This is a genomic window from Synechococcus sp. GFB01 (assembly GCF_001039265.1).
Classification (GTDB): Bacteria; Cyanobacteriota; Cyanobacteriia; order PCC-6307; family Cyanobiaceae; genus NIES-981.
The window spans coordinates 1-9,589 of the sequence record NZ_LFEK01000067.1 but is presented as its reverse complement, the minus strand read 5'-3'; the positions used below and the strand labels follow the sequence as shown (position 1 = coordinate 9,589).

Genomic DNA, 9,589 nt, shown 5'->3' with positions numbered 1-9,589 from the left:
GGCCGGCCTGGCCTGCCTGCGGGAGGCCCCGCCCAGCGCGGCGACCCAGCTGGCGATCGGCCGCAGCCTGATCGGACGGCCCGGCGACACCGAACAGCGCGGCGAGACCCTGCTGCTGCAACTGGCTCTGCGCCATCCCGCCACGCCGGAGGCCCGTGAGGCCGTGGAGCTGCTCAGTGAGAGCAGCACCGCCAGCAGCCTGGCTGCCCTGAGCCGGCTGCCGCCGGCGCTGCATCAGAGCGCTCCGGTGGCCGCCCGGCGCGCCCTGAGGAGCGTCGGCAGTTCGGCGACGCTGGCGGTGCTGCGGCGCTGGCCCGATGATCCGGCCAGCTGGGAACTGCAGTGGCAACGGGCCCGCCTGGCACTGCTGCAGGGCCGCTGGCAGGAGGCGATCAGCCTGCTGTCGGAGCCCCGCAGCGCGGCGGAGCAGCCACCCCTGCTCGCCTCCCGCCGGCTCTTCTGGCTGGGGTTCAGCCATTGGCAGCAGGGGCAGCGGCAGCGCGCCACCGCACTGTGGCGCGACCTGCTCCAGCGCCATCCCGGCGGCTACTACGGCTGGCGCGCGGCCGTCCGGCTGGGGCGGGCGGCGATGGATCCCGGCCGCCCGGCGGAGCCCGATCGAGGCTCTGGCAGCCGCTGGCCAGCGGTGATGCCGAACTGGATCGGCTGTGGCGGCTGGATCAGCCGCTCGAGGCCTGGGAGCACTGGCGACACCATCGCGGCGGCCAGCCACCCGGCACCGCCGAGGGCCTGCTGGTGGAGGGCAGGCTGCGTCGTGCCGTGGGTGACCACTGGATGGGGCTGGCCCAGCTGGAGCAGGCGAGCCTGCGTCTGCCTGCAGAGGCCTGCGGCGAAGCGGCCGTGCTGGAGACGGCCCTGCACGAGAAAGCCCAGCAGCCGGCCCTGGAGCGGGCCTCCCGGCAGACAGGCGTGTCGGCGGACCTGCTGGCGGCAGTGGCCAAACAGGAATCGCGCTTCACGCCGGGTGTGCGGTCGGCGGCCGGAGCCGTCGGGCTGCTGCAGCTGATGCCCGAGACCGCCGCCGAACTGGCGGGCAGGCCTCTGGCAGCGGCGGAGCTCGAGGATCCGGAGCGCAACGCGGTGCTGGGCGCCCAGTACCTCCGCCAGCTGCTGCTGCTGTGGCACGGCAACCCCCTCCTGGTTGCCGCCAGCTACAACGCCGGCCCCGGCGCCGTGGCCAGCTGGATCAGTCCCCTGCTCAACCGGGCCCCCGAACTCTGGGTGGAGGCCATCCCCTATCCCGAGACCCGGCTATACGTGAAGAAGGTGGTCGGAAATCTTTGGAGCTTCCAGGAGCCGCGCCTGCCCCGCTGTCCCGGCTGAGCGCCCGGCCGCTGGCCTAACGGGTGCCGAGCCAGCGGCCCAGGCCTGCTCCGGAGAGCACCAGCACACTGAGGACCAGCAGCTGCATCAGCGGGGTCGGCACGACGCGGATACGAGCCAGATCCAGGCGAGCCAGCAGCACGGCGCAGGCCAGGATCAGCACATTGGCGAGCACCTGCAGGTGGAGCAGATAGAGCCCGCCCACCGTCACGATCAGCAGGCTCACCACCAGGCTCATCACCCGGCTGGCGGCCATCAGGCCGGACACCCAGCGCAGCAGCTGATCCGGCATGGTGCACACCAGCACCACCAGCAGGGCATGAAGGCAGTCGACCGACCAGAGGGCGCCGCCGACTCCGCCGCCGCCGCTGGTGAGTGGGCGGCCCCAGTTGAGGCCCTCGTAGGCGGAGATCACGACCAGCACCAGCAGCATCGGCGCCCGCAGCGGCAGAAGCAGCAGGCGCAGCGGAGAGATCACGGCTGATCGAGCACCAGGGTGATGGCCTCAAGCGGGCAGCTGGGGATGCATTGCTCGCACACCAGACAGCGTTGCGCATCGAAGGCCAGCCGCCAAGCCGGGGCCGAGAAGCTGAGGGCACCGCTGGGGCACACACCCGAGCAGATGCCGCAATCCACGCAACGCTCCCGGTCGATGCGGATCTGCCCGGGAGCGCGGTTGATGCCCAGGCCAAGACTCTCGAGCCAGAGCTCGGCTGCCTGGAGTTCGTCGATGTCGCCGGAGAGTTCCACCACCATCGTGCCGCTCTGGTTCGGTGCGACCTGGGCGCGGAGGATCTTGGCGGCCACGTCAAAATCCACCGCCAGCCTGTAGGTGATCGGCTGGTGCACCGCCTCGCGGGGGAAGTGGAGCGTGAGTCGGCGCTTCAAGGGCAGCGGACGGAGCGTCGGTGGCCAGGCCGGGGCTGGCAGAGTGCCCCGAGACTGCAACCCGGTTCCACCCATCATGACCAGCCCCGCGATCGGCCAGCGCGAACGCGTGTTGCTGCTGGCGATCGCCGCCCTGCTGGCAGCGGCGGTGCTGTGGTGGCGCGGCGGGCTGCAGCCCGCCGCGCCGCTCGAGCGACTGGCCCGCCAGTCGCTCGAGCTGCAGGAGGCGCTCGGCAACGGACGGCCCACGCTGGTGGAGTTCTACGCCGACTGGTGTGAGGCCTGCCGCTCCATGGCGCCAGCCATCGAAGCGATCGAGGCGGAGCAGCGCGGCCGCCTCGACGTGGTGCTGCTCAACGTCGACAATCCGCGCTGGCAGCCGGAACTGGAGCGCTACGGGGTGAACGGCATCCCCCACCTGGAGNTTCTTTGATGCCGGGGGACGCCCGATCCGGCCGGGCGATCGGAGCCCACAGCGCAGCAGAGCTGCGGCAGCTTGTGGCTGCGCTGCTGAGCGGTTCACCGTTGCCGGATCTGGCGGGAGTGGGGGCAGTGAGCCGGCTGAGCAGCGAGGATGGCCGGCCCCTGGCGGACCCTGGCACGATGGCCGCACCCCGCAGTCACGGCTGATGGATCCCCGCTTCCGGGTTGACCTGATCGCCGCCACACCCAATCCCCAGCAGTGCGTGTATGCCGGCATGCACCAGGACTACAGCGAGGGGTTCGTGGCCGCCGACCGTGCCAGTTGGCCGGATGAATCCCGAGCCGGGGAGATCTGCGTGAAGCGGCTGCTGGCCGGAGAGCGGGGGCACTACGGCCCGCTGGAGCACGCCCAGATCGTGCTCAACGTGGGCTGGTTCCCCCACTCGGTGATGCAGCAGGCCCGCACCCACCGCGTGGGTGTGAGCTTCGATGTTCAGTCGATGCGCTACACGGGGGATCGCATCTGCCGGGCCGCCAATGGCGACCTGGAGCTCGAGGAGGTGTTCTACCTGCGGCCGGTGGGCGCTTACAGCGACCGCCAGGGCAAGCGCTACAGCTATTCCGCCGAGCAGCGGGCCGAGGATCTGGATCTCTGCCGGCGGGCCGCCGAGCGCTACCGCGACATGCTGGCGGCGGGATTCGCCGAGGAGCATGCACGCGGAATCCTGCCCTTCGACTACCGCCAGCACTTCGTGGTGAGTTTCTCGCTGCGGGCCTTTCTGCACTTCATGGACCTGCGGGCCAAACTCGACGCCCAGGAAGAGATCCGCGCGCTGTGTGACCTGATGTGGCCGCACATGCAGGCCTGGGCCCCCGAGATCGCCGCCTGGTACGAGAAGAGCCGCCTGCACAAGGCCAGGCTGGCTCCCTAGAGGGCCAGGCTCAGCAGGCTTCAGACCTTGGCCAGGGTGACGCGCTCGGGCTGATGCTGATATTTGCCGGCGCGATCCTGGTAGGTGGTTTCACAGGGATCGCCCTCGAAGAAGAGCAGTTGGCAGATCCCCTCGTTGGCGTAGATGCGACAGTCGGCGCCGGAGGAGTTGCTGAACTCCAGGGTGAGGTGCCCCTCCCAGCTGGCTTCGGCCGGGGTGGTGTTGACGATGATGCCGAGGCGGGCATAGGTGCTCTTGCCCAGGCAGATCACGGTGATGTTGGGCGGCACCCTCAGCNTCTCGAGGNCTACGCCGAGTCCGTAGGANTGGGCGGGCAGGATGAAATAAGCACCATCGGCATCGTCGTGGAGTGGCGCGGGCTCCAGATTGGCGGGGTTGAACCGCTTGGGATTGACCACCGTGCCCGGCACATGGCGGAAGATCAGGAACTCCCTCGGCGAAAGGCGCAGGTCGTAGCCATAGGAGGAACAGCCGAAGCTGAGCACCGGCTGGGCACCGTTGTCGGGGTCGAGATGGCGCACCAGCTGAGCCTGGAAGGGCTGGATCATGCCGGCAGCAGCCTGATCGTTGATCCAGCGGTCGTTCTTGAGCATGGGTTCGGAGCAGGCCTCAGAAGCCGCGGCGCAGCTGGGTCACCTGATCGGCCAGGGCCATCAGTTCAGGCGCCATGGCAGGTCCGGTCAGGATGACATCCAGGTGAGACGGTCGCTCCTGGAGAGCGGCGACCACCTCCGCCAGATCGAGAAAACCCAGCTCGACGGCCAGGCCCAGCTCATCGAGCACCATCAGGTCCACCGCGCCGGCCCGCAACTGGTCGCGGCTGAAGCCCCACACCTCTTGCACGGCCGCCAGGGTCTCGGCGTCGTGAGCGGCGGCGGCCTCTCCGAGACAGGCGGCCACGGCGGGCCGCAGCCACTGGAGTCGGCCGCACAGCCAGGGACTGCGGGCCAGACCCTGATCCACGCCGCCCTTGAGAAACTGGCTGATGAGCACCCGGCTGCCCAGCCCCGCGCTGCGCAGGGCCTGGCTGAGCACCGCCGCGAAACTGCCGCGNNNGGNTGCNTGTGTGGATCTGCAGCAACCCNTCGGGCTCCGNCCNNNATCAGCCGCAGAGGGGGCCGGGCCAGGCCGCCCCCGGCCAGCACGGCCAGATGCTGGCGAGTGGCACTGGCGGGCAGGCTCGCGGCCATCAGCGGCGGGGATCACGAACCTGAATGTAGCGGCCTTGGGCCGTTTCTCCAATCACAGACACCATCCCTGGTGGCAAACAGATGTTCTGCTTCAGGCGGGGGCGGGGGTGCGGCCTAAAGGGTCACGGTTGCTACATGCCTCCCCGTGGGGTGCTCCGTAACGTCCATCACACTTCCAGGACCGCCATGGTCGGCGCCACCCGCGGATTCAGCCGAACGACCAACCTGCCCGGCAGCGGGGCACCCGGCGCCGTGGCTGGCATCGGCACCGGCTCCCAGCCTGGGCCCACGCTGGTGGATGTGATCCGCGGGCTCGGCGGCAGCAGTGTGGAGACCATCGAGCGGGGCAAGACGATCTTTTTTCCGGGCGACCCGGCCGAGCGGGTGTATCTGCTGCGGCGCGGTGCCGTGCGACTGTCCCGGGTGTACGAGAGCGGCGAGGAGATCACGGTCGCGCTGCTGCGCGAGAACAGTCTGTTCGGGGTGCTCTCCCTGCTCACCGGGCAGCGATCCGATCGCTTCTACCACGCCATCGCCTTCACCCGCGTTGAACTGGTCACGGCCCCGGCGACCTCCGTGCGTCAGGCGATCGAGCAGGACGCCAGTGTGGGGCTGCTGCTCCTGCAGGGTCTCTCCTCACGCATCCTGCAGACCGAAACCATGATCGAGACCCTCACCCACCGCGACATGAGCTCGCGCTGGTGAGTTTCCTGCTCGTGCTCTGCCGCGACTTCGGCGTGCCCGGCAGCGAGGGCATCACCATCGATCTGCGCCTGTCCCATCAGGCGATCGCCGAGGCGATCGGTTCCACCCGCGTCACGATCACCCGACTGCTCGGCGATCTCCGTCAGGACGGGCTGGTGGCGATCGACCGCAAGCGGATCACGGTGTTCGATCCGATCGCCCTGGCCAAGCGGTTCAACTGAGTTGATCGGCCAGCCGATCCCGGAGAGCCGCAGGCCTTCGCTGTGGCCCCTGGCGGGCCGGGGGATACTGGTGCCACCTCGCAGCGCGTCGTGTCGGGCTGGCTGCTGATCCTGTCGCTGCTGGTGCTCGGCGGGGTGCTGGCCACCCTCGGGGACCGCCTGGGCAGCCGGGTCGNCAAGGCACGTCTGAGCCTGTTCAATCTGCGGCCGCGACGCACCGCCGTTCTGATCACCGCCCTCACCGGCAGCCTGATCAGTGCCATGTCGCTCGGGTTGATGCTGCTGGTGAGCGAGCGACTCCGCATGGGCCTGTTCGAGCTCGACCAGTTGCAGGATCGCCTCAATGCCGGGCGGACCGAGCTGGCCGAGCGCAAGGCTGATCTGGCCCATGCCGAAACGGAGCGCCGCCAGGCGGAGCGCCGCTNCCAGGACGCCCAGGAGCGGGCCACGAGCCTGCGCCGGGAGCTNGGAACCCCTGCAGCGGCAGCGGACACAGCTTCAGTCGGAGCGCGACCGGCTCAGCGCTGAGGTGAGGNCCCGCGACGGCGACATCCGGCGCACGGAGGCCGAGCTCGCCCAGGTGCAGGGACGCATCGCCAGGGGGGCCAAGGAACTGAAGGAGCTGGAAGCCAAGCTGCTCGCCCTGCGTCGCGGCGATGTGGTGATCAGCAGCGGCGAGCCTCTGGCCAGCGCCAAGGTCAAGCTGCAGCAGCCCGCTCAGGCCCGGGAGGTGATCGATGCCGTGCTCCAGCAGGCCAACCTCAACGCCTTCCGCCGGGTGCTTCCCGGCCAGGCGGTGGATCGCCAGATCCTGCTGGTGCCTGTGGAGGACATCAACAAGCTCACCTCCCTGCTGACGCGGCCCGGGAGCTGGGTGTTGAGCATCCTCTCGGCCGGCAATGTGCTGCGCGGCGAGCGCCAGGTGCTCGCCTTCCCCGATCTGCGCCCCAACCGTCAGGTGCTGCAGGCCGGGGAGGTGCTGGCCAGCACCACGATCGAAGGAGATCTGCGCGACCGGGAACAGCTCAGCCGCCGCCTCAATCTGCTGCTGGTCGCCGCCTACGCCCGTGTCCAGCGCAAGGGCAGCGTGACGGACGGCCTGCAGGTGGATCCGGCCAACATGCGGCAGCTCGGCGAGGCGCTCAGCGAGCGTCCCTCCGGCGAGGTCGCCCAGCTCGAAGCCGTGGCGCTGCGCGATGCTGACACGCCCGACCCGGTGATCGTGCAACTTCGCTGGAGCAGGCCTGACAGCGATCGCCTGCAGCCGCGGCGGCCGTGAACGCTAGCGACGAGTGGCTGGCCGGCCTTGATCCCGGCCGCAGCAAGTGCGGCCTGGCCCTGGCTGAGCCCCGAAGCCATCGGATCGTGGCTGCCGCCGTGCTGAGGCCTGCAGCCTGCCTGGACCGGCTGCGGCGCTGGCAGGAGCAGGGGCTGGAGTGCGTTCTGCTGGGGAACGGCACGGAGAGTGGGCTCTGGCTGGAGCAGCTGCGGAACCTGGGGCTCGGCGTGNCAGCTGGTGGAGGAGCGGGGCACCACCCTGGCGGCCCGCCAGCGCTACTGGGAGCTGCACCCGCCCCGGGGCTGGCGGCGTCTGCTGCCCNGGGGGCTGCGGCTCCCCCCCNGCGACATCGATGACGTGGTGGCGCAGCTGCTGCTGGAGCGCCACCTCGGCTGTCAGCTCAGAACTGGGCCCGCACCGTGAAAGCGTAGTCGCCGCCGGCCTCAAGCTGGTAGTCGGTTCGCAGCAGGAAGCGCAGCAGGGCGTCCTGAATCAGGGCCCGTCCCAGGGACGGCTCCACGGTCAGTTCGCCACGATCGAAGGCCCAGCTGAAGCTCCACTGGAACCCACCGGCGCTCACCTCGCCCTCCACCAGCCGCTGGCTGAAGCTCTGGCGCAGCACCCGCAGCTGAGCGGTGGTGGCGGGCAGACGGGCCATCCGGTCAGCCTGCTGCCACCGGACTCTGAAAACTGTTCAAGCGATTACCGGCACGCTCCACCCCGAGGCGCTGGATCAGAGCGATGCCGGCCTCCACCTCGCTGAGCACCGCGTCCAGCAGCGGCTGCTCGGCGGCGGAAAAGCGGCCGAGCACATGACCAACGGTGCGGGCTCTGCGCTCCGCCGGATCGGTCGCGGGGGCGCCGATCCCGATGCGCAGGCGCGGAAACTGCTGGGTGCCGAGATGACTGATCGTGCTGCGCAGGCCGTTGTGACCACCGGCGCTGCCGGCAGCGCGCAGGCGCAGGCGCCCCAGGGGGAGATCCATGTCATCCACCACAACCAGCAACTGGTGCGGCTGCAGGGAAAACCAGTCCAGCGCCGCACGGATCGAGCGGCCGCTGTCATTCATGAAGGTCTGAGGCTTGAGCAACCGCAACCGGCTCGGGCCGTGGCCGACCTCGGCCAGCAGACCAGTGAGCTTCGCCTGGTGGCGAAACCCTGTGCCTGCCCTGGCGGCCAGCCGATCGAGCGCCATGAAGCCCACGTTGTGGCGGGTGGCGGCGTACTTTTCGCCGGGATTGCCAAGCCCCACGACCAGCTGGAGATCCGGATGCTGGCGATCGGGCAGGGCCGGATCGGACATCGGGCTGGCCAGAGCTCAGGCTGGCGGTGAGGCGGGCGGCTCCACCTCAGCCGGCTCGGAGCCCGCCGCGGCAGGCAGGGTGCTCTTCGACCCGGATGACGTTTCGTCGCTGGCGATGGCCGAGCGAAACTCCTTCTCGAATTCCGAGGAGGCCGACTGGAACCCCTTGAGGGTGCGTCCCAGGGTTCTGCCCAGCTCGGGGAGTCGCTTCGGGCCGAACACCAGCAACCCGATGGCGGCGATCACCGCCAGCTCAGGAAGACCGATGCCGAAGAAATTCATTGTCTGAAGAAGGGAGGCCGGGGCTCAGGGGAGGCCCTCAGCTCAGCCGTTCCAGTTCACGGTGATGCCTTCAAGCAGCAGCGACTTGTTGTACAGCTGCAGGATCACCAGAAGGAACACAAGGAAGAGGAGCATGAACACGCCCATCACGGGGGTGGTGCCCCAGCCCGGCACGACCTTGCCGTATTCGGAATTCAGCGGACGCAGCAGATCTCCGAGACGGGTGCGTTGGGCCATGGCAGCTGGATCCTCTCGCTGAGGGGCGTGCAGTCTGACTAGTGTAAGTGGCCTGCCGGGCACCACGCGGCGCGCCGTCGAGACTTGTGACGAGGGTCGTCACAGTCCGGTCGGACCATCCGGCAAACCNGCCCATCCCGCCGGCCCGCGGCCGCCTCATCAGTCTCGCCTCATCACCATGGACACCAGCACCGCCAGCTCCCCGGCCCTCAGCGTGGCGATCGCCGTGCTGGTGGTGCTGCTGGGGCTCACCGGCTTCGGCATCTACACCGCCTTCGGACCGCCGTCCAAGGGNCTCACCGATCCGTTCGACGATCACGACGACTGATCCTCCAGCAGGCGAGCTGCCAGGGGGCAAGCTGCGCCGGCCCGTCAGCTGCAGCGCCTGGCCGCGGCGGTTCCGCGAGCGGCTCGCCAAGACCATCGAGCCGCTCGCGGAGCTCCCAGAGGTCACCCAGGTCGAGCCGGCGGCGCGCGGGCGAGAGGTTCTGCACGCAGATCACCAGGCTGTCGGCACTGCCTGCGGCCGGGTCCCGGCGCAGACCGATCAGCTGCAGCCCCCGGGACAGCGGGGGGAGAGCGGCCAGGGGCTCAGCGGCTGGATGCTGAACCGGAGTGCCGGTGACCGGTCGCAGCCAGATCGGCTCGCGGAAGGCCACAGCCTGCTCCGGCACCCCAGCCGCACACCAGCCGGGCGCACAGGGCAGCAGGGCCAGCCGCTGACGCTGCCAGCCGTTGTCGGCTCCCGGGTCGGGCCAGGTGG

General features: G+C 69.7%; 14 protein-coding genes and 3 pseudogenes. 8 read left to right on the top strand and 9 right to left on the bottom strand.

What is annotated here, in order from left to right:
* Both SYNGFB01_RS15470 and SYNGFB01_RS15465 read left to right on the top strand, forming a co-directional pair.
* On the top strand, window positions 1-1,027 hold a 1,027-nt coding region (locus SYNGFB01_RS15470; RefSeq protein ID WP_369795528.1), incomplete at its 5' end, for a tol-pal system YbgF family protein.
* Complete coding sequence (locus SYNGFB01_RS15465) at window positions 931-1,344, top strand: lytic transglycosylase domain-containing protein (RefSeq protein ID WP_072061595.1); 414 nt, start codon at window positions 931-933, stop codon at window positions 1,342-1,344. The genes SYNGFB01_RS15470 and SYNGFB01_RS15465, both read left to right, overlap by 97 nt.
* Before the next feature lie 16 nt (window positions 1,345-1,360).
* Here the strand turns inward: SYNGFB01_RS15465 and SYNGFB01_RS08670 are convergent, their stop codons facing one another.
* Together SYNGFB01_RS08670 and SYNGFB01_RS08665 are read right to left on the bottom strand one after the other, a co-directional pair.
* Window positions 1,361-1,822, bottom strand: coding sequence for a hypothetical protein (locus tag SYNGFB01_RS08670; protein ID WP_369795527.1), 462 nt, complete (start codon window positions 1,820-1,822; stop codon window positions 1,361-1,363).
* Entirely contained in the window at window positions 1,819-2,232 is a 414-nt protein-coding gene (locus SYNGFB01_RS08665; RefSeq protein WP_048017731.1) for an NIL domain-containing protein, read from the bottom strand. Before SYNGFB01_RS08665 ends, SYNGFB01_RS08670 begins: the two co-directional genes overlap by 4 nt.
* Window positions 2,233-2,308: 76 nt before the next feature.
* Between SYNGFB01_RS08665 and SYNGFB01_RS15460 the strand changes: the two genes are divergently transcribed.
* Genes SYNGFB01_RS15460 through thyX form a run of 3 tightly spaced genes read left to right on the top strand, consistent with a single transcriptional unit; the run spans window position 2,309 to window position 3,587 of the window.
* Window positions 2,309-2,665, top strand: a complete 357-nt coding sequence (locus SYNGFB01_RS15460) for a thioredoxin domain-containing protein (RefSeq protein ID WP_235300073.1) — start codon at window positions 2,309-2,311, stop codon at window positions 2,663-2,665.
* A complete protein-coding gene (locus SYNGFB01_RS15455; RefSeq protein ID WP_235300072.1) occupies window positions 2,665-2,862 on the top strand; it encodes a hypothetical protein in 198 nt (65 codons plus the stop codon). The genes SYNGFB01_RS15460 and SYNGFB01_RS15455 overlap by 1 nt, the downstream gene beginning before the upstream one ends.
* A complete protein-coding gene (gene thyX / locus SYNGFB01_RS08655; protein WP_048017730.1) occupies window positions 2,862-3,587 on the top strand; it encodes an FAD-dependent thymidylate synthase in 726 nt (241 codons plus the stop codon). The genes SYNGFB01_RS15455 and thyX overlap by 1 nt, the downstream gene beginning before the upstream one ends.
* A gap of 20 nt (window positions 3,588-3,607) precedes the next feature.
* Here thyX and dcd read toward each other — a convergent pair whose 3' ends face one another.
* Window positions 3,608-4,201, bottom strand: a complete 594-nt coding sequence (gene dcd, locus SYNGFB01_RS08650; protein WP_048017729.1) for a dCTP deaminase — start codon at window positions 4,199-4,201, stop codon at window positions 3,608-3,610.
* A 16-nt stretch (window positions 4,202-4,217) separates the two neighbouring features.
* Window positions 4,218-4,643 carry a cob(I)yrinic acid a,c-diamide adenosyltransferase gene (locus SYNGFB01_RS08645; RefSeq protein WP_369795526.1) on the bottom strand — a complete coding sequence of 142 codons (426 nt, stop codon included), beginning with the start codon at window positions 4,641-4,643 and terminating at the stop codon, window positions 4,218-4,220.
* 341 nt (window positions 4,644-4,984) lie between these two features.
* On the opposite strand from SYNGFB01_RS08645, the pseudogene ntcA reads away from it, so the two are divergent.
* Together ntcA and SYNGFB01_RS08635 are read left to right on the top strand one after the other, a co-directional pair.
* Window positions 4,985-5,724 (top strand): annotated as a pseudogene (gene ntcA / locus SYNGFB01_RS08640) (global nitrogen regulator NtcA).
* Window positions 5,725-5,814: 90 nt separating this feature from the next.
* Window positions 5,815-7,003 (top strand): annotated as a pseudogene (locus SYNGFB01_RS08635) (DUF3084 domain-containing protein).
* 400 nt (window positions 7,004-7,403) lie between these two features.
* Here the strand turns inward: SYNGFB01_RS08635 and SYNGFB01_RS08625 are convergent.
* The 4 genes from SYNGFB01_RS08625 to psbH are packed head-to-tail and all read right to left on the bottom strand — an operon-like array spanning window position 7,404 to window position 8,826.
* Window positions 7,404-7,661 (bottom strand): DUF3146 family protein, encoded by a 258-nt coding sequence (locus SYNGFB01_RS08625; protein WP_048017728.1) that lies wholly within the window; start codon window positions 7,659-7,661, stop codon window positions 7,404-7,406.
* 4 nt (window positions 7,662-7,665) lie between these two features.
* A complete protein-coding gene (gene pth / locus SYNGFB01_RS08620) occupies window positions 7,666-8,307 on the bottom strand; it encodes an aminoacyl-tRNA hydrolase (protein WP_048017727.1) in 642 nt (213 codons plus the stop codon).
* 15 nt (window positions 8,308-8,322) lie between these two features.
* Complete coding sequence (locus SYNGFB01_RS08615) at window positions 8,323-8,589, bottom strand: TatA/E family twin arginine-targeting protein translocase (protein WP_048017726.1); 267 nt, start codon at window positions 8,587-8,589, stop codon at window positions 8,323-8,325.
* Window positions 8,590-8,631: 42 nt separating this feature from the next.
* Window positions 8,632-8,826, bottom strand: a complete 195-nt coding sequence (gene psbH / locus SYNGFB01_RS08610) for a photosystem II reaction center phosphoprotein PsbH (protein ID WP_048017725.1) — start codon at window positions 8,824-8,826, stop codon at window positions 8,632-8,634.
* Window positions 8,827-9,004: 178 nt separating this feature from the next.
* On the opposite strand from psbH, the gene psbN reads away from it, so the two are divergent.
* On the top strand, window positions 9,005-9,154 hold the full coding sequence (psbN, locus tag SYNGFB01_RS08605) for a photosystem II reaction center protein PsbN (protein ID WP_048017724.1): 150 nt from the start codon (window positions 9,005-9,007) through the stop codon (window positions 9,152-9,154).
* Here the strand turns inward: psbN and SYNGFB01_RS14925 are convergent.
* Window positions 9,123-9,589 (bottom strand): annotated as a pseudogene (locus tag SYNGFB01_RS14925) (alpha-mannosidase); the annotation flags it as partial. The gene psbN and the pseudogene SYNGFB01_RS14925 overlap by 32 nt on opposite strands.

Coding starts and splice junctions, on each gene's coding strand:
- SYNGFB01_RS15455 (WP_235300072.1), top strand. CDS start 2,665: ATGCCGGGGGACGCCCGATCCGGCCGGGCGATCGGAGCCCACAGCGCA.
- thyX (WP_048017730.1), top strand. CDS start 2,862: ATGGATCCCCGCTTCCGGGTTGACCTGATCGCCGCCACACCCAATCCC.
- SYNGFB01_RS08625 (WP_048017728.1), bottom strand. CDS start 7,661: ATGGCCCGTCTGCCCGCCACCACCGCTCAGCTGCGGGTGCTGCGCCAG.
- pth (WP_048017727.1), bottom strand. CDS start 8,307: ATGTCCGATCCGGCCCTGCCCGATCGCCAGCATCCGGATCTCCAGCTG.
- SYNGFB01_RS08615 (WP_048017726.1), bottom strand. CDS start 8,589: ATGAATTTCTTCGGCATCGGTCTTCCTGAGCTGGCGGTGATCGCCGCC.
- psbH (WP_048017725.1), bottom strand. CDS start 8,826: ATGGCCCAACGCACCCGTCTCGGAGATCTGCTGCGTCCGCTGAATTCC.